Annotated in this window: 22 protein-coding genes, 1 other RNA gene and 1 pseudogene; 14 read left to right on the forward strand and 10 right to left on the reverse strand. The window is 60.7% G+C overall.

Annotation, left to right across the window (positions count from 1 at the left end):
- Positions 1 to 54: 54 nt before the first annotated feature.
- The 5 genes and pseudogenes from FLP30_RS02555 (at position 55) to FLP30_RS02575 (ending at position 2,253) form a co-directional block, all read left to right on the forward strand.
- Complete coding sequence (locus tag FLP30_RS02555) at positions 55 to 333, forward strand: hypothetical protein (RefSeq protein WP_149278439.1); 279 nt, start codon at positions 55 to 57, stop codon at positions 331 to 333.
- Positions 334 to 335: 2 nt separating this feature from the next.
- Positions 336 to 542, forward strand: a pseudogene (locus FLP30_RS02560) (cell division protein ZapA); the annotation flags it as partial.
- A gap of 141 nt (positions 543 to 683) precedes the next feature.
- Positions 684 to 839: non-coding RNA, 6S RNA (gene ssrS / locus FLP30_RS02565), on the forward strand.
- Positions 826 to 1,413 (forward strand): 5-formyltetrahydrofolate cyclo-ligase, encoded by a 588-nt coding sequence (locus FLP30_RS02570; RefSeq protein ID WP_149278446.1) that lies wholly within the window; start codon positions 826 to 828, stop codon positions 1,411 to 1,413. The genes ssrS and FLP30_RS02570 overlap by 14 nt, the downstream gene beginning before the upstream one ends.
- 24 nt (positions 1,414 to 1,437) lie before the next feature.
- Positions 1,438 to 2,253 carry a TIGR00282 family metallophosphoesterase gene (locus FLP30_RS02575; protein WP_149278453.1) on the forward strand — a complete coding sequence of 272 codons (816 nt, stop codon included), beginning with the start codon at positions 1,438 to 1,440 and terminating at the stop codon, positions 2,251 to 2,253.
- A 108-nt stretch (positions 2,254 to 2,361) separates the two neighbouring features.
- On the opposite strand, the gene FLP30_RS02580 is transcribed toward FLP30_RS02575, so the two are convergent.
- Positions 2,362 to 3,231 (reverse strand): TIGR01459 family HAD-type hydrolase, encoded by an 870-nt coding sequence (locus FLP30_RS02580; RefSeq protein WP_149278459.1) that lies wholly within the window; start codon positions 3,229 to 3,231, stop codon positions 2,362 to 2,364.
- On the reverse strand, positions 3,228 to 4,301 hold the full coding sequence (locus FLP30_RS02585) for a quinone-dependent dihydroorotate dehydrogenase (RefSeq protein WP_149278460.1): 1,074 nt from the start codon (positions 4,299 to 4,301) through the stop codon (positions 3,228 to 3,230). Before FLP30_RS02585 ends, FLP30_RS02580 begins: the two co-directional genes overlap by 4 nt.
- Before the next feature lie 169 nt (positions 4,302 to 4,470).
- On the opposite strand from FLP30_RS02585, the gene FLP30_RS02590 reads away from it, so the two are divergent.
- Positions 4,471 to 5,103: a hypothetical protein gene (locus FLP30_RS02590; protein ID WP_149278461.1), complete on the forward strand. Its 633-nt coding sequence runs from the start codon at positions 4,471 to 4,473 to the stop codon at positions 5,101 to 5,103.
- A 54-nt stretch (positions 5,104 to 5,157) separates the two neighbouring features.
- A complete protein-coding gene (dinB, locus tag FLP30_RS02595) occupies positions 5,158 to 6,237 on the forward strand; it encodes a DNA polymerase IV (protein WP_149278462.1) in 1,080 nt (359 codons plus the stop codon).
- A gap of 383 nt (positions 6,238 to 6,620) precedes the next feature.
- On the opposite strand, the gene FLP30_RS02600 is transcribed toward dinB, so the two are convergent.
- From FLP30_RS02600 to FLP30_RS02610, 3 genes are read right to left on the reverse strand one after another with little or no spacing between them, the layout of a single operon-like run.
- Entirely contained in the window at positions 6,621 to 7,424 is an 804-nt protein-coding gene (locus tag FLP30_RS02600; RefSeq protein ID WP_149278463.1) for a metal ABC transporter permease, read from the reverse strand.
- Positions 7,424 to 8,230: a metal ABC transporter ATP-binding protein gene (locus FLP30_RS02605; RefSeq protein WP_149278464.1), complete on the reverse strand. Its 807-nt coding sequence runs from the start codon at positions 8,228 to 8,230 to the stop codon at positions 7,424 to 7,426. Before FLP30_RS02605 ends, FLP30_RS02600 begins: the two co-directional genes overlap by 1 nt.
- Complete coding sequence (locus FLP30_RS02610; protein WP_246856565.1) at positions 8,227 to 9,141, reverse strand: metal ABC transporter solute-binding protein, Zn/Mn family; 915 nt, start codon at positions 9,139 to 9,141, stop codon at positions 8,227 to 8,229. Before FLP30_RS02610 ends, FLP30_RS02605 begins: the two co-directional genes overlap by 4 nt.
- 123 nt (positions 9,142 to 9,264) lie before the next feature.
- Between FLP30_RS02610 and FLP30_RS02615 the strand changes: the two genes are divergently transcribed.
- The 3 genes from FLP30_RS02615 (at position 9,265) to FLP30_RS02625 (ending at position 11,513) form a co-directional block, all read left to right on the forward strand.
- Entirely contained in the window at positions 9,265 to 9,834 is a 570-nt protein-coding gene (locus FLP30_RS02615) for a transcriptional repressor (protein ID WP_149278465.1), read from the forward strand.
- Between the two features lie 9 nt (positions 9,835 to 9,843).
- Positions 9,844 to 10,377 (forward strand): hypothetical protein, encoded by a 534-nt coding sequence (locus FLP30_RS02620; RefSeq protein WP_246856566.1) that lies wholly within the window; start codon positions 9,844 to 9,846, stop codon positions 10,375 to 10,377.
- A gap of 128 nt (positions 10,378 to 10,505) precedes the next feature.
- Positions 10,506 to 11,513 (forward strand): asparaginase, encoded by a 1,008-nt coding sequence (locus FLP30_RS02625; protein ID WP_149278466.1) that lies wholly within the window; start codon positions 10,506 to 10,508, stop codon positions 11,511 to 11,513.
- Positions 11,514 to 11,791: 278 nt separating this feature from the next.
- Here FLP30_RS02625 and FLP30_RS02630 read toward each other — a convergent pair whose 3' ends face one another.
- The gene (locus FLP30_RS02630) at positions 11,792 to 12,583 is read right to left on the reverse strand and encodes a hypothetical protein (protein WP_149278467.1); all 792 of its coding nucleotides are present in this window, start codon (positions 12,581 to 12,583) and stop codon (positions 11,792 to 11,794) included.
- A gap of 287 nt (positions 12,584 to 12,870) precedes the next feature.
- On the opposite strand from FLP30_RS02630, the gene mtnA reads away from it, so the two are divergent.
- The 4 genes from mtnA to FLP30_RS02650 all read left to right on the forward strand — a co-directional run bounded on the left by mtnA (position 12,871) and on the right by FLP30_RS02650 (position 16,882).
- A complete protein-coding gene (gene mtnA, locus FLP30_RS02635; RefSeq protein ID WP_149278468.1) occupies positions 12,871 to 13,968 on the forward strand; it encodes an S-methyl-5-thioribose-1-phosphate isomerase in 1,098 nt (365 codons plus the stop codon).
- Positions 13,969 to 14,193: 225 nt separating this feature from the next.
- Entirely contained in the window at positions 14,194 to 14,676 is a 483-nt protein-coding gene (locus FLP30_RS02640) for an aminoacyl-tRNA deacylase (protein ID WP_149278469.1), read from the forward strand.
- A gap of 153 nt (positions 14,677 to 14,829) precedes the next feature.
- Entirely contained in the window at positions 14,830 to 15,726 is an 897-nt protein-coding gene (locus tag FLP30_RS02645) for a DUF2272 domain-containing protein (protein WP_149278470.1), read from the forward strand.
- A gap of 115 nt (positions 15,727 to 15,841) precedes the next feature.
- Positions 15,842 to 16,882: a cysteine synthase A gene (locus FLP30_RS02650; RefSeq protein WP_149278471.1), complete on the forward strand. Its 1,041-nt coding sequence runs from the start codon at positions 15,842 to 15,844 to the stop codon at positions 16,880 to 16,882.
- A 182-nt stretch (positions 16,883 to 17,064) separates the two neighbouring features.
- Here FLP30_RS02650 and FLP30_RS02655 read toward each other — a convergent pair whose 3' ends face one another.
- The 4 genes from FLP30_RS02655 to FLP30_RS02670 all read right to left on the reverse strand — a co-directional run bounded on the left by FLP30_RS02655 (position 17,065) and on the right by FLP30_RS02670 (position 21,141).
- Positions 17,065 to 17,712, reverse strand: a complete 648-nt coding sequence (locus FLP30_RS02655) for an ABC transporter ATP-binding protein (RefSeq protein ID WP_149278472.1) — start codon at positions 17,710 to 17,712, stop codon at positions 17,065 to 17,067.
- A gap of 12 nt (positions 17,713 to 17,724) precedes the next feature.
- Entirely contained in the window at positions 17,725 to 18,531 is an 807-nt protein-coding gene (locus FLP30_RS02660; protein WP_149278473.1) for an ABC transporter permease, read from the reverse strand.
- Positions 18,528 to 19,727: a capsule biosynthesis protein gene (locus tag FLP30_RS02665; protein ID WP_246856567.1), complete on the reverse strand. Its 1,200-nt coding sequence runs from the start codon at positions 19,725 to 19,727 to the stop codon at positions 18,528 to 18,530. Before FLP30_RS02665 ends, FLP30_RS02660 begins: the two co-directional genes overlap by 4 nt.
- Before the next feature lie 88 nt (positions 19,728 to 19,815).
- A complete protein-coding gene (locus tag FLP30_RS02670) occupies positions 19,816 to 21,141 on the reverse strand; it encodes a polysaccharide biosynthesis/export family protein (protein ID WP_149278474.1) in 1,326 nt (441 codons plus the stop codon).
- Positions 21,142 to 21,543: the final 402 nt, after the last annotated feature.

Raw genomic sequence — 21,543 nt, forward strand, 5'->3', positions numbered from 1 at the left:
TGCTTGACGCCATCGCATTTGCAGGTGATTCCTGCCCTTAAGAGAGGAAAAAAAATGCAGGATCAAGCCGTGGGCCCGGCCTTTCCATCAGAGAACGAACATAGCCAGCCTCCCTCCGCCGAGGTTGAGAGCCCTGTTGTCCGCCTGGATCGCGCCCTGCAGCGCATTTCCTTCGCTCTGGACAAAGGGCGGCAAAAACAGGGAGGCCAGAGCATGGAACGCCAGGAACTGCTGGCCAACGTGGATGCGCTGATCCTGCGGGTGCGCGATGCGCTGGAGCGGTCAGCCCCCCCGCAGCCCGACACCCCACCCACACCCGGTGAAGGGGCCTGACCATGGCGCTCGTTTCCGTTCAGATTAATGGCCACAGCTACACCGTAGGGTGTGAAAACGGGCAGGAACGCCACGTACAGGCCATGGCCCACCAGGTTGACCGGCGCGTACAACGCGTGCGCGACATGGGCTTTAGCGGCGATTCCCGCGTGCTGGTGCTGGCAGCCCTGATCATGGCTGATGAAATTCAGGATCTTTCCGGCAACAAGGTGCCCGACGCAACAGCCCAGGCTGCGCGCGAAGCCGAACGCCTGCGGGCCGAGCAGGCTTTGCAGAACAGCCGCCTGACCGAACTGGCAGAACGCGCCGAAGCCCTTGCGATGGAACTGGAACAGGCCTACATACAGGATGCGGGGCTGCCCGATACGTGAGGCATGTCATCCCCTGGGCCGATAAGCACTCCTTAGGGAGCTGGCTCTGTTGTGGCCCTGGTCACATTATCCGGCGCCCACCTGCACTCGCAGGTCCTGGAGGTTGAAAAGACCCACGGTCATGGTGGCTCCGCTCCCCCCTGCTACGCAGGGTGATCCCCCCGACATTGCTGCCAGCAAGGTGGCCTTACGCAAGCACTGTGCTGCGGCCCTGCGTGCCCGCGACGTAACGCGCGATTCCGCCATAGCCGACAGGCTGATGCAGCTTTTACAGCCCAGACCCGGCCAGATCATCGCCGGTGTGTGGCCCCTGCCTGACGAGGTGGACCTACGCCCGCTATGCCACAGGCTACATGCCGCCGGAGCTGTGCTGGTGCTGCCAGAAACACCACCCCGTGGTAACCCCCTGATTTTCCGTCGTTGGAGCCCGGACTGCACCATGCTGTCCGGCCGCTTTGGCACCCAGCACCCAGAGGGCGACTGCCTTGCCCCGCAGACTGTTCTGGTCCCTTTGCTGGGGTTTGACAGAGCTGGTAACAGGCTTGGTTATGGCGGCGGCTATTACGACCGCACCCTGGCCACCCTGCCTGACGCTGCGCGAATCGGTTATGCTCCCTCCACGCAGGAAGTCGAGAGCCTGCCCGCAGGCCCGCATGACCAACCCCTGTCGTGCATCGTAACCGAAAAGGAGACATTGCGTTTTGACTAACCAACCCGCCGGACCAACCCGCCCATGAGACTCCTTTTTCTGGGCGACATTGTCGGCCGCAGCGGGCGCGAAGCCGTGATCAGCCGGGTGCCCGACCTGCGCCGGACGCTGGCGCTGGACCTGGTGGTGGTCAACGCTGAAAACGCAAGCCATGGGTTTGGCCTGTCCCCTGCTATTGGCACGTCGCTGCTGGAATGCGGGGTGGATGTGATTACCCTTGGCAACCATGCCTGGGACAGGCGCGACCTGATCGGCCATATTGACACCCAGCCCCGTATTATCCGCCCCATCAACTACCCACCCGGCACACCCGGACAGGGCAGCGTGGTGGTTGAACTGGCTGATGGCCGCAAGACACTTGTGGTCAACGCCATGGGCCGCCTGTTTATGGAACCGCTGGACGACCCCTTCCGCAGCCTGAACGAACTGCTGACCAAGCACCGGCTAGGTGCGACAGTGCAGGCCATTGTGGTAGATATCCACGCCGAAGCCACCAGTGAGAAATGGGCGCTGGGCCATATGCTTGATGGCCGTGTCTCCCTTGTGGTTGGCACGCACACACATACCCCCACGGCAGACCACCGTATTCTGGCGGCTGGCACGGCCTTTCAGACCGATGCAGGCATGTGTGGGGATTATGACAGTGTCATTGGCATGGGCAAGGATGCCGCCGTGACCCGCTTTGTGCGCAAAATGCCCACCGACCGCCTGCAACCTGCTGAAGGGGAGGCAACCGTCTGCGGTCTTATGGTAGAAACAGATGACCGCACCGGGCTGGCACGCCGTATGGCCCCGCTGCGGCTTGGCGGACTGCTGGCGCAGACCCAGCCGGATTTCTGAGCGCTTTTCCAGCCCTTTACGCAGCAGGGCATGCCGCGCTGCGTAAAGGGCCAAGGCGTGCTTTTGGCAAGCCTTGGCTACAAACGTAGTTGGCCTATGGGGCCACCCTTACCACACCAGGCGCGGCACAGCAGCCACGGGGGATAGACCGGCAGAACGGGCCTCGGCATCAGCCAGTGCTGCGTCATTCCCGATCATTTCCTGATGGATGCCACCCAGCACCCACAGGCTGTCCACACCGGCGGCGGCGGCCCCTTTTACATCGGTTTCCAGCGCGTCACCAATGGCCAGGATACGATCACGCGGCACACCAAGCATGGTGAATACGGGCTCGTACACTGTCGGATAGGGCTTGCCGATCCAACGGACGTCCCCGCCCTGTTCCTCATAAAACGCGGCCAATGCCCCGGCACAGATCTGCCGCTGCCCACCCTTGACCACAACCCTGTCCGGGTTGGCGCAGATCATGGGCAGTTGCCGGGCAAGGCTGGCCCGCAGTTCTGGCAGGTACGGGTCCAGCGATGCCACACCCCGCTCCAGATCAGGCCCGGTGTTAACGATAAAGTCGGCCTCTTCGGGGGTGGAAACACGCTGGATGTTCAGCTTTTCATACAAAGCCAGATCATGCGTGCCGCCAATATGCAGTGCCGCCTGACCCAGACGGGCAAACCAGGGGTCGGTCCGCTCCAGCAAAAGCCGATGTGTTTCCTCACCACTGGTCATCACGCCGTCATGCAGGTCGCGGGATACGCCAAAGCCTTCAAGCTGCCCGACCACAACATGGGCCGGACGCGGGGCGTTGGACAGCATGACAATTTTCTTGCCAGCCCGACGCAATGCCTCAAGGCAGGCAATCGCACCCTCAAACGGCACCACGCCGTTATGCACGGTGCCCCATAGATCAACAATATAACCATCATACCTGTCGGCCAGAGCCGACAGGCCGGGCAGAATAGCCAGCGGTGTGTGTGTGCTCATAATGCTGTGCCCCGAATGTCATCCAGGCTCTCAATCCCCTGATGCCGCATGATGGACAGCATCTCGCGCTTGAGACGCCCGACAAGAGCAGGCCCCTCATAGGCAAAAGCCGTGTACACCTGCACCAGATCCGCACCGGAGCGGATACGTTCGAGAATATCGTGCCCGCTTTCAATACCGCCGCAGGCCACCAGAGCAAGCCGCCCGGCTGCCACCTGCGCTACCAGCCGCAGCATGGCAATGGCACGTGGGGCCAGTGGCCGCCCGGACAGGCCGCCAGTCTCACCCTTATTGGAGCTTTGCAGATTAAGCGGGCGGGCCAGCGTGGTGTTGCTGACAATCAGCCCCTGTGCGCCTCCTGCCACTGCGGCTTCAACAATAGCGGGAATGGCATCATCCTCCAGGTCCGGTGCCAGCTTGACCAGCAGGGGCGGACGTTCGGGATGACGGGCAGCAATGGCGTCGAGAATCCCCTTCAGGCGGGCAGCATCCTGCAAGCCGCGCAGACCCGGTGTGTTGGGTGAGGACACATTGAGCACAATATAGTGTACATACGGCTTTACCCGTGCCACCAGAGCCGGGTAATCGCGCTCGGGATCGGCCCCAGTCTTGTTAATACCGATATTGGCCCCCACAGGCACACCAGCGCCACCACCACGCCCCGATGGCAGCGGCCGGGACAACCGGGCCAGACGAACCGCAAAACGGTCGATCCCCTGATTGTTAAAGCCCATGCGGTTGATAACGGCCCTGTCCTCTTCCAGCCGGAACAGGCGGGGCTTTGGATTCCCGGCCTGCGGGCGTGGGGTCACGGTTCCCGCTTCAACAAACCCAAAGCCAATACGCGCCATGGGCCGCAGGACACGGGCATTTTTGTCAAAGCCCGCCGCAATGCCAATGGGGTTGGAAAACCGCAAACCAAGGGCACGCGTTGCCAGGGCGGGGTCGTCCTCCGGGCGGCGCAGCGGAACGGATACGCCCAGGGTCAGGGCATCCAGGGCAAGCTCATGCGCTGCTTCCGGATCTAGGCGGCGCAGCAGCGGCAGGGAAAGGGATGTGAGTGCGGACATGCCGTGAGTACTGCCCCAAGTGCCCCGGCAAGGAAAGAGGAAAACCACGCACCCGGCCTGCGGGAGGATCTGATGAAAAGTTTTTCTTGATATTGATTATTATTCTCATTTAAAACGGAGTTATCAGAGCACATCAAGGGATGGAGGCCAGCCCCCTCCAAAGCGCGCCATGACATCAACTCCTCTCTACCTCACCGATCTGCCCTCCAGCGAACGCCTGACCCTGTGGACCATCCGCCGTCTGGCCGGGCGCGAAACCGGCACCCGCGCCTGCTCCGGCACGGCGGGTGGCCTGTTCATGCCCTGCTTCCGCCAGGAGTTTCTGGCTGTCGCCCAGGCATTCCACAGCGCGCTGACCGATATGGCCGCGCTGGAAATTCCGATGCTGGATATTCGCAGCGGCAGCGCCCTGGCTGTCACGGAAACCGAATATACCCTGCTGCTGGCCACCGAGGCCGCACAGAATGAATGCGAAACCGACATGCACGCCCTGCTACGGTCGCTCCTCCCCTCCGGCGGGCTGCAAACCCGTATGGCCGCAGCCCTGACAACACTGGGGGCATGCCTTGCAGGGGCTGGCTACTGGCTGTCACGCCGGACAGCGCGTGCCCTGTCGCCTTTTACAGGCGGGAGCCAGAGCGGGCCGAGCGTGTCCTACCCTGCCACTGCGGCCCTGTCCCTTGCACGCTGGCATGACCTGAACATGCGCCCCACGCCCTCCCCCATGGCGCGGATGCCTGCTGCGCGCCGCCATTGGGGCTATGTTTCCGCCAGACCCGGCAACATGCTGGGCCGCGCATAAATACGTTTCTGTTTTGTTCCATAATCTCGCGGGGTATGCTAACCTCCCCGCGAGATGACACTCCAGATCCGCCGTATCATCCACATCGACATGGACGCCTTTTATGCGTCGGTTGAGCAGCGCGATGCCCCAGCCCTGAAAGGGCGGCCCGTGGCTGTCGGCCACTGCCGCGAACGTGGCGTTGTAGCCGCTGCCAGTTATGAGGCCCGTATTTTTGGGGTGCGCTCGGCCATGCCATCCCTTCTGGCCCTGCGCCGTTGCCCGCATCTGGTATTTGTCCCTCCACGGTTTGAGGTCTACCGCGCCGTTTCGGCGCATATTCACAGCATTTTTGCCCGCTATACGCCTCTGATCCAGCCGCTTTCCCTCGATGAAGCCTATCTGGATGTCACACGCCCCCTCATACGCCGCCCATCAGCCACGGCCATTGCCGAGGACATCCGCGCCGCGATTCTGGCTGAGACAGGCCTTACGGCTTCGGCCGGTATTTCCTACAACAAGTTTCTGGCCAAGCTGGCGTCTGACCACCGCAAACCCAATGGGCAGTTTGTGATCCCCCCCGGTGCGGGTGAAAATTTTGTCGCAGCCCTCCCTGTCGGCACTTTCCACGGTATTGGCCCTGCAACAGCACGGCGCATGAATGCTCTGGGAATCGAAACCGGGGCCGACCTGCGGGCTTTTCCCCTCGCCACGCTGCAACGGCATTTTGGCAAGGCCGCCGCGTTCTATCACGGCATTGCCCACGGGCAGGACGAGCGCCCTGTCGAGGTCAACCGCCCGCGCAAATCACTGGGCAAGGAAACAACCTTCATCCAGGACCTGCATACCCGTCAGGACCTGGAAACAGCCCTGCAAGAGCTGGCCACAAAGGTCTGGGCCGGATGTGAAAAACGCGAACTGTCCGGCCGCACCATTACGCTCAAACTCCGCCATGCGGATTTTACCCAGATCACACGCGCCAGTTCCATCACCCAGCCACTGACTGACGCGGGCGAACTGCTCCGGGTGAGCATGAGCCTGCTCCGCCCCCTGCTGCCCCTACGAACGGGCGTGCGGTTGCTGGGGATTACAGTCTCCGCCCTGTGCCACCCTCCCGGCCCGGAGGAACCCCGCCAGCTATCGCTGTTGGGGTGAAAAAGAGCTGCGGTTATCGCCCCACCGCCCTCCCCTCTATAATAAAATGGGGTGAAGGGGCCTGAGGCCCCTTCCGGGTTTCAGGGCAGAGCCCTGAGCAAAGAGAGAAAGCAAAACCTATCTCTCATAACCTCTAAACCTGCTTTCTGATGCAGGGATTCCAAAACCCGCCCCAGTGCGCGCGGTACTCTCCTGCAAGAGGCGCCAAATGCCCCCAACGCAAGTACCGCTAACGCTATCCGAAAGCAGAATCGGGCTTCTTAAGCCCTGTCATTTTCTTAAAGAAATGCGCCACTATTGGGCATCCAAAGCACTGCTACGAGACCAAAACCTCGTCATCATCCCGAAGCCAGAACCATCAGATCACGGCGACCGATATCTTCTCAGCGCATGCTGCGCTGGCGCATGTGGGCAAGTCCCAGCGCCAGACCAAAGCCCGTGCAGCCCAGAACCGCAATCCAGAAAACCGCTGGCCAGCCTGTGTACCACGACAGCACCAGCCCCACCCACGACTCAACAACCGCCAGACCGGCCGAGGCCACCATGCCTCCAACAGGCCCCACCCCCAGCCTGACAATCGCAGCCGCAGGGGCGATCATGAGCGTAAACACCAGCAGCACACCTGTTATTTGCGCGCATTCCGCCGTTGCCACGGCCACCAGAGCCAGAAACATGATGTCCATCAGCCGCAGGGGGACACCTCTGGCCTCGGCCACCTCTGGCTGCAAGGTTGCAAACAGTAAAGGCCGGGCCATACAGGCCAGCGCCCCAAGGCAGGCCAGCGACAGCAGCAGCAATGTCCACACCATGCTGGGGCTAATGCCCAGAATGTCACCAAACAGCAGCGTGGTTGCAGCACTGGCCGAGCGGGTAAGAAAGTGCAGGCATAAGGCCCCCGTACCCATGGCAAGCGACAGCACAAGGCCGATCATGACATCGCGCCCCATGACACGCCCGCCCGCAACCCCCATGGCAACACCGCTGACGACAGACCCAGCCCCGAAGCCCAGCAGGGCAGGCTGCCCGGCCAGCAAAGCCGCCGCCGCCCCGGCAAAGCCGACATGGGCCAGCGCATGGCTGGCAAACCCCTGCCCACGCAAAACCAGAAACCAACCAACCGGCCCGCACACAGCAGACACCAGAAAGGCTGCGGCAAACGCCGCCCTCATAAATTCGTAATGCAGCATTACCCGGCCACGCCCCCACAGTCGCAGGAATGCAGGGTATCGCCCCCCCCTTCCGCCACCACAAACAGGCGGCCACCAGCCTGCACAACTTCAACCGGTGCGCCATACAAGGCCGTCAGGGCGTGGGTGGTCATAACCTCATCCACCGTGCCAAGCAGCGCCTTGCCCTGCGCAAGATACAGAACATGATCCATAAAACCCTGCATGGGATTGATGTCATGCGTGGACATGAGCACCGTCAGCCCTCTGGCCTGCGCCAGCGCATGAATACGCCGTACGGTGTCACGCATACGGGCGGGGTCAAGGCTGGCCAGAGGTTCATCCAGCAGCAGAATACGGGGGTCGTTCAGTAGCGCCTGAGCCAGCAAGAGCCGCTGCCTTTCCCCGCCGGACAGGGAGGCAACGGGCCGGTGGGCGAGGTCTTGGGCATCCACCGCCGCCAATGCGGCATCCACCTTGCTGCGAGCCACCTTACCGTACCATGGCAGACCCCAAGCTGCGCCATCAAGCGCTGTTGCCACCATGTGCCAGCCGCTTAACTGGCCCGCAACCAGCCCGCGAATCTGGGGCATATAGCCAACCGGGTTACGCCCTGGCAGACGAATCTGTCCGCCAACCAGCACCTGCCCTCCGGCCAGAGCCTCCAACCCCAGAATCGCCCGAAATAGCGAGGTTTTACCCGCGCCATTACCCCCCAGAACGCCAACAAAACTCCCAGCTGGGATATCAAAGCTGACCGAGTCCAGCACCTTGCGCCCGCCACGCAGCACCGTCAGGCTACAGGCCTGCAACATTGGAGAACTCATGGCGCGGCACCCAGCAAACGTGCCACCTGCGCGACCACACCGCTGACCCATGCCTGCCAATGTTCGCCCGCAGGCAGCATTTCCGTCAGCGGCAGAACAGGCACCCCGGCAGCCCGCGCCTTGGCAACCAGATGCTCAACCGAGGGTTCCTCAACCTGCTGGTTATACGCCAGCAACCGCAACCGATGTGTAGCAAGGTCGGACTCAAAGGCAGCAACCGCAGCCGGGGCAGGCTCAACCCCATTCATAATGGCTATCTGGAAGGCTTCTTCCTCCATCACCAAGCCCAGACGGTCCGCCAGCGGCGTAAACAACGGTTCGGTCGCAGCCACATGCTGGCCTGCAATATGGCCTCGCAGCTTCTGCATATCAGCCGCCACGGCATCGATTGCGGCCAGCAGCCGGGCTGCACGTGCGGCATAAGCCTGTGCATGGGCGGGGTCCACCTGCTGGCAGGCCGCTGTAAAGCGGCGTACAAAATCCGAGACAACCTGCACATCAAACCACAAATGCGGGTTGGCACCATCCTGCCAGCCCGGCCAGTCCGATGCCCGCACCACATGGGCGGCAGGCAGGCCTGCGGCCCCCACAAGCCTGTCCAGCCAGGCATCATACCCAGCACCGTTGCCTACAATCAGGGTAGCATCGGCCACATGCCGGGCATCATCCGGGGTAGGCTCATACACATGGGGGTCCGCCAAGGGGGACTGCAACACGACTGTTACCGTCATGTCCGGCCCGACGACCTGCGACACCAGATCGGCCCATGTATTTTCAGCTACAACAACAGAGAAAGGAGATGCCTGCTCGGCCTGCGCCAGCCCCGGCAGCATGCACAAAGCCGCCAGCGCCAGTCCGGCGACACGCGCACGAACCCGGCCCCCCACGCAATGGCGACCCTGTGCGCCCATGTCTGTCCTGTTTTTCAAAGTGTAATACTATTACATCAGTTCCATGGCCCCGTCACTCCCCTTGGGTGAATTCTGGCCTTCCCCTGACAGCTCGGATAAGCTAGAGGAGACAGAGAACGGAAGATGAACATGCCAAGCACCCAGCAGCACGCCCCTTCGACCGACGACCCCTACGGATTTTCAGCCCGCACACTGAAACAACTGGACCATGCGGCCCAGCTCTGCACCAGTCAGGGCGGACGCATGACCGCACAACGCCGCGATGTGCTGGGGCTTATTCTAAGCTCCAACGCTCCTGTGGGGGCTTATGACCTGCTGGAACAACTGCGTATTTCCGACCGCCGCCCTGCCCCACCCACGGTTTACCGGGCGCTGGATTTTCTGCTCGAACACGGGTTGATCCACCGGATCGAGCGGCTGTCTGCCTTTGTGCCCTGCACGCACCTGCTGCACGAGGCCCATGACAGCCATACCCACGACACAGCCGAGCCATGCCTGCACACGGCCCAGTTTCTCATCTGTCGCGGGTGTGGTGGGGTCACGGAAATTGCCGACACCCCCACCATCCTGAACATGCTCAGGAGCCTGTGTGCTGAAAAGGGGTTTACCATGCACAGCGCATCGGTGGAGGTTGAAGGTCTGTGCGCCACCTGCACCGCCACTGCGGCGGCCAGCCACCCTGCCATCCCCTGACACAGCACCATGCGCGCGCACCCTCCCCCTCATCCCGCGCAGATGCTCTTTCCCAGTCTGGCCACCACCCGTCGGGCTGGAGCGGGGCGAGCCCGCAAAGCGCGCGCCATGCCCCTGTCCACCGCCGCAGGCAACCAGACCGACCTGTTCTCCCTGCCGTTGCAACCCCTGCCCCGCACCCGCTTTCTGCCAGATGAACTCCGCCTGAGCATTGTACCCTCCAGCACGCTTGTGCACGGCAGCGGCCTACGGAGGGAGCGCAGCTCTTGCGATGGTTTTCTGTATCTGGTTGCCCCGCTGGAACAGGCTGAAAATTTTCTGCTGGACGGTTTGCCCCTTAACCGCCGCACCCCACTCATGCTGACAGAACACACGGGTATTCCCCCATGGTTGGCCAAGCTTGCCGAAGACAGGATGGACACGCCCGGCACACAGGACGTGGTGCTGCGCCTGCGCCGGATTATGGTGGAAGACGCATTGGAGCCTGAACCCGACCATTCGGCGGAATTTGCCTCGCCCTGCTACCTGCTCTGCGGGTGCTGACGGTTCAGCGCCCCCACATTCTCAGCCCCCTGAGCCTGCCTGCATAGTGAATGTGGCTCTCTACAACACCCTGCCCGGAGTTGTATGACCATATCGCGCAACAACACATGGCAACAGGCGAACCCAACATGACGGATGATGTGCTTCTGGCCCAAACCCTGCGGGGCGGGCATGTGGAATCGTGCCATTACGGCGCAATCGCGGTTGTGGATGCCGCAGGGGGGCTGGTTTTTACCGCAGGGGATGTCTCAACCCCCATTTTCCCACGCTCGACCGCCAAATCCCTGCAAGCCCTGCCTCTGCTGGCAGATGGCGCGGCAGATCACTTTGACTTACCAGACGCCGCGCTGGTACTGGCCTGTGCCTCACACCAGGGAGAGCCACAACATATTGCCACAGCCTTGGATATGTTGGCCCGCACAGGGCTGGACCAGAACGCACTGGAATGTGGCACTCACTGGCCACTGGACAGTGCTGCCACACGCGCACTGGCCGCTACGGGGGAAGAGGCCTGCGCGCTCCACAACTGCTGTTCGGGCAAGCATGCAGGCTTTATCTGTCTGGCCTGCGCCAGCAACATGCCAGCCGAGGGCTATACCAACCCCCAGCACCCTGTCATGCGCCGCATTGCCCACACGCTCGCCAGCGTGATGGACACCCCCCACACCGACGCCAACCGTGGTGTGGATGGCTGCGCCATTCCCACCTGGGCTGTCCCCCTGACGGCGCTGGCGCTGGGGTTTGCCCGGTTTGCAACCGGGCTCCACCTTACCCCCGACGACGCAGCAGCGGCCAAAAGGCTGCGCACCGCCATAAGCGCCAACCCGTTTATGATTGCAGGCACCGACCAGTTTGACACCCTTGTCATGCAGGAACTCGCCCCCCGCGTGCTGACCAAAATGGGAGCAGAAGGTGTCATGACAGTCGCCCTACCCGAGCAAGGGCTGGGCATTGCCATTAAATGCCGGGATGGTGGCATCCGTGGTGCGGAAGCCGCAGCAGCCGCGATGATCAAACGCTTCGGGAAAATAGAAAGCCCTATTCTGGAACATTTCTTGGCCAGAAAGTTAACCAACTGGAACGGCCAGACAGTGGGAGAAATACGCACGGCACCAAGCCTGCTCCCACGGAATTAATACCCCGGACAATACAATAAAGAGTGTCGTCTTATGGAGGCGATGAGTGTCACCACCCATCGCCTTTTTGACTGGCCCTGTCCCTTAAGCTCGGCAAAGAGCCTGTGTTTCTCTGCCCTGTTTCGACAACAGGAAAACAAGAACAGAAGGGATACAAAGTCGTTATCAAACTGTCAGAAAAACATGAACAGTTTGCAATTTCAGTATCCAGAACCCAATAAAAAGGGCTGGCCACACTCTGTGACCAGCCCTTGCAGGCGCAAAAAACCTAAGGTCTTTTAACGGCTTCTGGTCGCCTTACGCTTACGGGCAGGGGTTGCCTTTTCCTGCTCTGCCGCAGCAGCTTCAGCCGCCAGACGGTCATACCGCTTGCGGCGGCGACGTTCCTGCACGATGCGCAGTTTTTCAACAGCAGACAGCGGGCGTGCGGCTTCTTCCTTTGCCGCTGCGCGTGAACGGGTGCCAGTTGTGCCCCGACCAGTCGTTGCCGCCTTGGGGCTTTCCTTTGTGGCAGCCACAGCTTTTCCCTTGGCGGGTGCTGCGGCAACGGCTTCCACCACGGCGGCCTTGCGGCGGCGCGGCGTGGGGGTTGCAACCACTACGACGTCTTCAACCGCTTTGCGGCGCGGTGTGCGAGCCGGGGCCTTCACTGGCTTTTCAGCCACGGCCTTGTCCTTGGTGGCCAGCTTGGCAGCAGCCGGACGCCCACGGGCCGGAGCCTTGGGGGCTTCAACCTGGACTTCCGCTTTCACGGCCTTCACCTTTGCCGGGCGCCCTACTGCACCACGGGTTACAGCAGGCTTTGCCGGTGCAGGCTCGGCCACAGGGGCGGCAGCGGCCTTCCTGCGGGCAGGAGCAGCAGCTTTCACAGGTTTTTCGGAAGCCTGGGCCTTGCGGGTGGCACGGCGTGCAGGCAGGCTGGACAGCAGGTCTGTGGGCTCCTCAAAAATCTCTTCCGCCACGGCTGCTTTTGCCCGTGTAGACTTACGGACGGCAGCCGGTTTCGGAGCCTGCTCGACCTGCACGCTGTCGACTGCGCGGCCTTTGCGGCGCTTTTTTGTATCGTTCATGACATTCCCCACCCATGCAACTCTTCTTAAACAAGAAGAAATATTAAAGAACTTTAAAATATCCTTGGAAAAGCATCCATCCCCGGCCGCACCCGCAACAACAGATGTCTGTGATATTTTCTTATCTACATAACAAAAACTACCAGAAATGCAAAAAATACTGCATATCCTGCACACTATAATTCAGCCCGCCTGCCCGCGCCCACCTGTTGCCCATGGGCTGAAAGAGCCCGTATTATCCCCCCGCTCTCTGCCCCGAACCCACGTAACCACAAGGACCACAGCGCATGAAAATCAATGGCACCCCGTACCGCAGTGTGTGGGTTGATGAAAACGATGGCTGGTCAGTTCATATTTTCGACCAGACCCGCCTACCTTTCGCACTCGAGGTCATGCGCCTCGTTTCGCAGGATGAGGTTGCCCATGCCATCCGCACCATGCAGGTGCGTGGTGCCCCGCTGATCGGCGCTGTGGCAGCCTACGGGCTGGCACTTGCCCTGCGCACCGACGCCCAGGATGCAGCACTGGAAGACAATGCAGCCATGCTGGCCGCCACACGGCCGACCGCCATAAACCTGCGCTGGGCCATTGAAAGAATGCTGACCCACCTGCGCCCCCTGCCCCCCGCCGAACGTGCCCAGGCCGCCTATGCAGAAGCCGCACGCATCTGCGACGAGGACGCCGCCCAGAACGAAGCCATCGGCCGCCACGGGCTGGAACTGCTGCGCGCCATTGCCGACAGACATGGGCCCGACCGGACCATCAATATCCTGACCCACTGCAACGCAGGCTGGATTGCCACGGTCGACTGGGGCACGGCCCTGGCCCCCATCTACATGGCGCATGATGCCGGGCTGAAAGTGCATGTCTGGGTTGATGAAACACGCCCACGCAATCAGGGTGCTGCCCTGACCGCCTGGGAACTGGGCAGCCATGGCGTGCCGCATACAGTCATTGCTGACAACGCCGGTGGCCATCTGATGCAACATGGGCAGGTGGACATTGTCATTGTCGGAACTGACCGCGTCACCCGGTCGGGAGATGTCGCAAACAAGATTGGCACCTACCTGAAGGCACTGGCCGCACAGGACAATGCCGTGCCGTTCTGGGTTGCCCTGCCCTCCACCACCATTGACTGGACAGTGGATGACGGCATCAAGGAAATTCCGATCGAGGAACGCGCCGCCGGTGAAGTCACGCATGTTGCTGGCCGTGACCCGCAGGGCAAGGTCACGCAGGTGCAGATCACACCTGACGGCACAAACGCCGCCAACCCGGCCTTTGATGTCACACCCGCCCGCCTTGTCACGGGGCTGATTACGGAAAAAGGCCGCTGCCCTGCCAGCCAGGCCGGGCTGCTCTCGCTCTTTCCCGAACTGGGCTGATACAGGCAGGGGAGCCATGCTCCCCGCCGCTTGACCCTACCGGCCAGCAGCCATAAGAGGCAGTCTCAAAAATCCGGGGGCATGGCTGCATGTGTCGGGGCTGCCCAGAACATCCTGACGGCCCGCAGCCACATACACACCGGATGGTTTTTGAAACAGAGCCAGACAACAGCGCACACTATCCCTTACTGTGTTGTAGTCACCCTCGCTGAAAGGAAACAGCCCATGGCCGAAACATCCGCAACCCGTTTCCTGCAAGCCCATGGCATTCCCTTTAGCGAGCACGCGTATGACTACGCCGCAGAGCAGGGCAGAAAAGGTCTGATCGCAGCAGAGGAACTCGGCATTGCCCAGAACCTGGTGTTCAAGACCCTGATGGTCGTTGTTGATAGCAAACAGGTTGTCTGCGTTGCCCTGCCTGTCGCCCAGAAGATGGATCTGGCCAAGGTTGCGGCACTGTTCGGCGGTCGCAATGCCAAAATGATGGGGCCGGACAAAGCCCAGGCCCTGACCGGCTACAAGGTCGGGGGCATAAGCCCCTTTGGCGCACGCACCATCGTGCCTGTCGTTTTTGATGCGACACTCGATGCACTGGAGACCTTCTATATCAACGGTGGGGCACAGGGGTTTATTCTGGGGCTAAGCCCGGCCGACGCCATCCGCTGCACCCAGGCCCGCACGGCCGACATATGCCAGCCTCACGCCTGACGCCACACGCGACAAAAAGGAAACACGCCTGCCCAAATACGCGCAGGCTGTGGCACCCCTGATGCGCGCCCCACGTTCCTGTGGCAGTCTGCCCCGATGCTGCGGAGCATCAGCCCGGCGGCTTCCAAGACCCCGCTCTGGTATGGAGACGAGATGACACGCCTCTTCGCAGCCTCCCTTGCGCTTCCCCTGTGCCTGACAGCCTGCACAGCGCATGTTCCCGCCCCACAGGGCCATACTGCTGTAGGCAGCGCCCCAAGCTGGAACAGTGCTGCCGCCGACAGTGGCCATGTGCCCGATTTTGCCACACGCAACTTCGAGCCCCTGAACCGGCAGGATGTCGTGGCCATAGCCATGCGCGAGTGGCGGCTGTTTGGCAGCCCGGTCAATGATGACGACCCCGAACAAAGGCCCGAACCCCAGACCCCCGCCGTCAAACCCGAGCGCACCCCCGGCCTGTGGCAGCGCGTGGGGGAATACTGGTGGATCGGCATGGACCCCGGCATGACCGAGGCCTCCTGGACCGGCAAGCATGACGCCAACGGCCGTGTAACCGACTTTGTGCATGACGGGTCTTACGCCTGGTCCGCAGCCTTTATCTCCTATGTCATGCGGGTAGCCGGAGCGAATGACCGCTTTCCATACTCCCCCAACCACGCCACTTACATCAACGCGGCAGCGGGTGGGCAATCCCCCATCCTGCGGGCCCACGACCCGGCCAGCTACGCCCCCAAAGCCGGAGACCTGATATGCGTGGCGCGCGGTGCCAGCAAGCAGACCATCCGCTTTGCCAGCCTGCCCACATCTTATGGTTTTCCTGCCCACTGCGGTTATGTTGTCGCCACCGGCCAGAACGGGCCGCCGTTTGGCCACCAGCTCAGCATTGTCGGCGGCAATATTGACGATGCCGTAGCCCTGACCCACGTGCCAACCGACACCAACGGCATGCTGGCCTCCCCCGATGGGCACAGCTACGACCCCCGCTATCCTTGGTGCGCCGTACTGGAAGTGCTATACGATGCGGAGGAAGAACCCAGCGCAGGCCGATAGGCCCGCCCTCCCTTCTCCTGCTGGAGGGCATGCCCCCTATGGGATCAGGCACGCCCTGCGGCACGGTGGCCCGCCGCGGCCCAACACGACGACCACAGCAACCAAGGCATAGAAGATGACCGACAGCGCCGTTTCCGCCTCCCATCCCGGTTGGAGCACTCTCTCCTCCGATATGCCTGCGGCCGTGGGCGGGACACCCCTGATCCTGCTGCGCAAGGCCTCGGAAGCAACCGGCTGCGAGATTTACGGGAAGGCCGAATTCATGAACCCCGGCGGGTCCGTGAAAGACCGGGCAGCTCTGGCCATCATCAACGATGCCGAGCAGCGCGGTGTGCTCAAACCCGGCGGCACCATTGTGGAAGGCACTGCTGGCAACACCGGCATCGGGCTGACCCTGGTGGCCAATGCCCGTGGCTATCGCTGCGTGATTGTTATGCCCGAAACACAGAGCCGTGAAAAAATCGGCTTTCTGCGCATGATCGGTGCCGACCTACGCCTTGTTCCGGCCAAGCCCTATCGTGACCCCGGCAATTATGTGCATGTGTCGCGCAGGCTTGCTGAGGAAAACGGCTGGACATGGGCCAACCAGTTTGACAACACCGCCAACCGCGAAGGCCACCGTACCACAACCGCGCAGGAAATCTGGCAGCAGGCAGGCGGCCGGGTCGATGCCTTTACCTGTGCCTGCGGCACTGGCGGCACGCTGGCAGGTATTGCCCTGGGCCTGCATGATGCCGCACGGCGCGACAACGTGGCCCCACCGCACATTGTGCTGGCCGATCCCGAAGGCTCTGGCCTGTATGGCTGGGTAAAGAACAATGACCTGTCGATTGAAGGCTCATCGATTACTGAAGGCATTGGCCAGTCCCGCGTGACGGGTAACCTGGAGGATGTGCCTATTGATAACGCCGAGCGTATTCCTGACCCCGAGGCGCTGGACATCATCTACAGCCTGCTGGGAGAGGAAGGTCTGTCGGTTGGTGGGTCTTCTGGCATCAATGTTGCTGCTGCCATCCGCACGGCCCGCAAGCTTGGTCCGGGGCATCGGATTGTCACCATCCTGGCCGATGGCGGTGCGCGCTATGAATCCAAGCTGTTCAACCCGGAGTTCCTGCGCGGCAAGAACCTGCCCGTAGCCCCCTGGCTGGACCAGTAAAAGACTACCCCCTCCTGTGCGTTACACGTACAGGAGGGGCATAGTGGCAGCGTCACACGCCGCGATTTCCAAAAATTTTTGATGATGTTGCATCAACAAGCTTCAAAGCATCACCCTTATAATAAAGGGCGAGCCGCAGAGGCTTTTATTTTCTCTGATAGGGCCGTTGGGGAAACTGCCTGTTAGAAATTATTATACATATCAATGCCTTCCTGCACGGTCGCGCAGTCATGCATTTTGCCGTCACGCAGCACGGAGCAGCGATTGCACACCTCCTGCACAAAGCTCATGCTGTGCGAGACGATGATAAGGCTACGGTCTGGCCGTTTCTCAAAAAGCTCATGACTACATTTCTCAGCAAAGCGAGCATCACCAACCATGATGACCTCGTCAATGAGATAGCAGTCGAACTCAATGGCCAGAGAAAGTGCGAACGCCAGTCGCGCCCGCATCCCTGAGGAATAGGTTCTGACAGGCTCCAGCAACTGCTTGCCCAGTTCGGCAAAGTCATCCACGTAATCGCGCATGGTCTGGTAGTCGCGGTCGTAGATGCGGCTGATAAAACGCAGGTTATCCAGCCCGCTCAGACTGCCCTGGAACGCCCCTGTAAAAGCCAGCGGCCAGGAAATGGACATATCCCGCTCGACCCGGCCCGCCGTAGGCAGATCCACCCCACCGATAATACGCAGCAGGGTTGATTTACCGGCCCCGTTATGGCCCAGAATACCCAGCTTTTCGCCGGGCATGACGGTCAGGTTGACACCGTTGAGCACACGCCGCTTGCCACCAGTGGCGTGGAATTCCTTGACGATGTCGATACACTGGAGCACGCGGTATTTCCCTTAGACAACCGTAAGATGCTTGCGGACATTGCGGGTCATCCAGATACCGATCAGCAGCATGAGGGCGGTCATCCAAGTATCGTAGAAAATATCATACTTGGCGTTACCGCTGATCCCGAACTGGCCACCGCGGATCATTTCCACATTGTTGGCCATGGGGGAGAGCTCCAGAATCCACTGGTATTTCATGGGTAGCCACGAAACCATGATGAACGCCCCGGAGAACGGCAGGCTGAGGTAACTGAGAATACCTACCGCCTTTTCCACTAGATCCGAAATCTCACTGAGCGATGCCACAAGCAGGGCTGTCGCAAACGAGAACATGCACTGGAACAACAGCCCCATCAGCAGCAGACCGTAATCCTGCGGCGGGTTCATATACCCCAGCGCGATGGCCCCGATCATGACCAGAAAACCAGCCAGAATGGTGCCGATAATTTCCAGATAGGTACGGGCGGTAATAATATCAAACGGCGTCACCTGCCGGTGGAACAGCAGACTGCCGTTAGCCTCAAACGCCTTGACCGCACGCCCCATGGCATGCCGCCACATGGTCAGCGGCACATAGCCGGTCACAACAATGGCTGTCATGCCCAGCCCATGCTCACGCGCGGGCCGGATGGCGGTCCACACAATGGCGACCCCCAGGCAGAAGAGAATAGGCTCACCAATAACCCATAGAAAGCCCAGGTTCTCACGCCCGTAACGGGTATGGATTTCGCGCAGGGTCAGGGCGTGGATAACTTTGTACTGGATAACAAAGCCATCCCACAGGGTGTTTCTCTTCTTCCTTGGGGGCTGTGTCATGAAATCTTATGCTCCCTGGCCCCGGCGATCAGCAGACGGGCCGATGCATACACGCCATACGTGCAGGCAAGAGAAATGAACATAAACACGATCAGAGGCGGATATTCAGGATAGTCCGGCTTGTTGGGCTTGGACACTTCCTCAAGAAACACCATCTGCCTGTCAGCCTGCGCCTTGGCACTTTCCAGAGACGTCACTTCCGACAGCAGCACTTTTTCCAGCAACTGGCGTTCCACTGTCAGCAGGTCGTATTCACTCAGCTTAGGCACGAGCGAATGGGTCGCACCGGTCAGACGGGCGCTGGCAGTCTTGAGCTCCTGCTGCAGCACGGCAATCTGGTTCTGATAAATGGGAATAGACGGGCTGTCGGGGGCTGTCTTCAACGTCTGGGCCAGCCGCATCTGGGTGGATGTCAGCATGGACTGCAAGGTATATTCCGTGCCCAGCAACGAGACTGACTGCTTGCCCGGGTCAATAATGGCATTGGCATCACGGAAGTTGGCCAGACGGGCCTGAAGCTCTTTCAGCTTCTCCATTGTCTGGCTGACTTCCATCTGCGCCGCACCAATCAGGTTCTGGCGCTGACGAACGTTGATTTCGTTCACCAGATTTTCGGCAGCAGCCACCAGCGCCTGAGCGATCCGCTGGGAATCAGCCGGGCTGAAGGTCCGCACGGTCAGAACCGACAGGGATGTTTCCCCATCAATCTGCGCTTTGACGTGCTTTTTGTAGTATTTGAAGAAGCTTTCCATATCCTGGCGGGAAAACCAGTTTGGATAGCGGGCTATGAAGTCAGCACCATGGGAATCGAAAACCTTGGCCAGACCATCCTGCTTCAACAGCAGTTCCATGGCGTCACGCGACACCATGTAGTCCTGCACCGCATAGGTGTTCTCGCTGGTGATAGCCCCACCGCCCATTTCCATCATCAGGGCAAGGGGGGTGCCGCTCTGGCTCTTTTCACTCCGCACCATAAAGTGCGCCTCGGACACGTACTGGGGCGAGGCAATGCACGACAGGTAGATGAAAAAGATCAGGTTAGGCAGAATGACAAAGAACGTCAGGCCAGGCCGGGCCGCCAGATAGTCCCAGGCAGACTGCAACCACTGCACCAGCCGGGAAGGCTCAGGCGGGGTCGGTACGAACGGGGGCGGCTCCGGCACGATCGGAACATGGTCCTGAATCTGGTCCGACATTCAAAAACCTTTCCGTTCAATCCGAAAGAAAACACGCAGCGTCAAAACCTGCTCCACAGCTACAAAACCTGTCATGTCAGGACTGCCGTTAGCGGGCCATATAACCAGCGGTAATACCCGGCTGGATGATCGTGCTGATCAGGCCAAACAGCTTGTAAAACTCGTTCGCCTTGGCGTTCGAGAAATAGATCACGTCCTTGTCTTTCATAAAGAACCGCTGGGCCAGGAAGTAGCTGCCAGGGTTCATCATGTCGATCTGGTACACAACGGGCGTGACAGGGCTGCCCTCTGCAACGGGAAAACCAAGGCGGCGGACAATGTTGTTGTCCTCAAACCGCAGCAGGAAGACCCCGTTCGGGTCGCCTCGGGAATCAATCGGCCCGCCGGAGCGCGCCAGGGCCTCTGACAAGGTCAGTTCAGGCACCTGGAAGGGCACTTCCGTCACCTTCAGAGCCGCACCGAACACGGTGAACGTACGGGGCTTGAAAATGACCTCAATCCGGTCGCCGGGCTGGATCTGGATATTCTGGGACGGATTGTTTTCCGGCACCGTCATAGGCACGCGCACCACATGGCCGCCGCGTGTCAACTGGATGATGGAGTCCTCAGGCGGATGGGTTGTGCCCTGGGCAATGGCGATAATGTCCAGCAGACATTCCCGGCTGGGGGTCAGCAGCACACGGCCAGGGTGTTTGACATCACCATACACCATGGCGGCGTTGGTCACGCCCTGCACCATACGCACAATAACCTGCGGTGCCTGGGACTTTTTGCTCAGCCCCACACGCACGTCAGAGGCAATCTGCTCCACCGTCTTGCCGGCCACCGGGATCGTGCCAACATAAGGTACTGTAATGGTACCCTGCCCACTGACAACAATCGGCGGCAGGTTAGTGCCAAGGGCTGCACTGCTGCCCTTGGGGTCTGGTGTGCTGTTGCCAAGCATGACATTGGTGGAGCTTGCCCCACCCATGGTCTGGCTGCCCGCCATGGCTTCCATCGTGGAAGTCCCGCTGGCGTTGGCACCACCCCCGCTGAAGAGGGAGTTGCCCAGTTCATAAATCGAGACCTGGAGCGTATCGCCCGGCCCGACCCTGTCATTATGAAGATCACGGCTGGTCACGGTTTCCAGCGTGGAGAGGGGGGTCGGCTGTTCACTGGCGATCAATGTCAGCAGGTCAGCACTGATCTGCACGATGCCAAAGCCCAGAGTGTTCTTCTTGGGGTCTTTCTGGGCCTCGTACACTTCACTCTCGGTGGGGCCACTGTTTGGCAGTGAGCCACAGCCCGACAGTGCCAGAAGACACGCACCCAGCCCTCCAAGAGCAGTCGTGTAATGCTTCAGGGAAGACCGTCTCTCAGTCTTTGTGGAACAGTGCTGCACTGTGAGTAAACGAGTGAACTGACGTAACATTGAGGTGAATACCCCTCCTAGCGGCCCTCGCTGATATGTCAAAGACTGATCGAATTGACAAGATGGCCGCACATATGATGCCGCTCCGTCTCTTACACAGATGGATGATGATCTTCCAGCAGGATATCTCTGGCCACGCGGACATACACCCCTCGGCAGGGGGCAACTGACTGAGCATGCTACACAATCATGGCTCATCCATGGCAGCCTGCCTCTACTCTGCCCCAGCCCGACAACGCGGCAGGGCTACGACCTTCGGCGCCCCTTCTGACGGCATGACTCTGGGTCAGGAAAGGGAAACCCCGACGCAGGACTCCTTCGTACAATAACGACGGCAAAAGTGTTGCCACGGCATCAGCATACCCCCTCCCCCACAATCAAAAGGGCGGTTGCTTACCCGCT

The sequence above is a fragment of the Acetobacter vaccinii genome (assembly GCF_008365315.1).
GTDB classification, from domain to species: domain Bacteria; phylum Pseudomonadota; class Alphaproteobacteria; order Acetobacterales; family Acetobacteraceae; genus Acetobacter; species Acetobacter vaccinii.

Coding starts and splice junctions, on each gene's coding strand:
- FLP30_RS02625 (WP_149278466.1), top strand. CDS start 10,506: ATGACGGATGATGTGCTTCTGGCCCAAACCCTGCGGGGCGGGCATGTG.
- FLP30_RS02665 (WP_246856567.1), bottom strand. CDS start 19,727: ATGTCGGACCAGATTCAGGACCATGTTCCGATCGTGCCGGAGCCGCCC.
- FLP30_RS02590 (WP_149278461.1), top strand. CDS start 4,471: ATGACATCAACTCCTCTCTACCTCACCGATCTGCCCTCCAGCGAACGC.
- FLP30_RS02660 (WP_149278473.1), bottom strand. CDS start 18,531: ATGACACAGCCCCCAAGGAAGAAGAGAAACACCCTGTGGGATGGCTTT.
- mtnA (WP_149278468.1), top strand. CDS start 12,871: ATGAAAATCAATGGCACCCCGTACCGCAGTGTGTGGGTTGATGAAAAC.
- FLP30_RS02575 (WP_149278453.1), top strand. CDS start 1,438: ATGAGACTCCTTTTTCTGGGCGACATTGTCGGCCGCAGCGGGCGCGAA.
- FLP30_RS02610 (WP_246856565.1), bottom strand. CDS start 9,141: ATGGGCGCACAGGGTCGCCATTGCGTGGGGGGCCGGGTTCGTGCGCGT.
- FLP30_RS02640 (WP_149278469.1), top strand. CDS start 14,194: ATGGCCGAAACATCCGCAACCCGTTTCCTGCAAGCCCATGGCATTCCC.
- FLP30_RS02650 (WP_149278471.1), top strand. CDS start 15,842: ATGACCGACAGCGCCGTTTCCGCCTCCCATCCCGGTTGGAGCACTCTC.
- FLP30_RS02605 (WP_149278464.1), bottom strand. CDS start 8,230: ATGAGTTCTCCAATGTTGCAGGCCTGTAGCCTGACGGTGCTGCGTGGC.
- FLP30_RS02600 (WP_149278463.1), bottom strand. CDS start 7,424: ATGCTGCATTACGAATTTATGAGGGCGGCGTTTGCCGCAGCCTTTCTG.
- FLP30_RS02580 (WP_149278459.1), bottom strand. CDS start 3,231: ATGAGCACACACACACCGCTGGCTATTCTGCCCGGCCTGTCGGCTCTG.
- FLP30_RS02670 (WP_149278474.1), bottom strand. CDS start 21,141: ATGTTACGTCAGTTCACTCGTTTACTCACAGTGCAGCACTGTTCCACA.
- FLP30_RS02615 (WP_149278465.1), top strand. CDS start 9,265: ATGAACATGCCAAGCACCCAGCAGCACGCCCCTTCGACCGACGACCCC.
- FLP30_RS02645 (WP_149278470.1), top strand. CDS start 14,830: ATGACACGCCTCTTCGCAGCCTCCCTTGCGCTTCCCCTGTGCCTGACA.
- dinB (WP_149278462.1), top strand. CDS start 5,158: ATGACACTCCAGATCCGCCGTATCATCCACATCGACATGGACGCCTTT.
- FLP30_RS02630 (WP_149278467.1), bottom strand. CDS start 12,583: ATGAACGATACAAAAAAGCGCCGCAAAGGCCGCGCAGTCGACAGCGTG.
- FLP30_RS02620 (WP_246856566.1), top strand. CDS start 9,844: ATGCGCGCGCACCCTCCCCCTCATCCCGCGCAGATGCTCTTTCCCAGT.
- FLP30_RS02585 (WP_149278460.1), bottom strand. CDS start 4,301: ATGTCCGCACTCACATCCCTTTCCCTGCCGCTGCTGCGCCGCCTAGAT.
- FLP30_RS02570 (WP_149278446.1), top strand. CDS start 826: ATGGTGGCTCCGCTCCCCCCTGCTACGCAGGGTGATCCCCCCGACATT.
- FLP30_RS02555 (WP_149278439.1), top strand. CDS start 55: ATGCAGGATCAAGCCGTGGGCCCGGCCTTTCCATCAGAGAACGAACAT.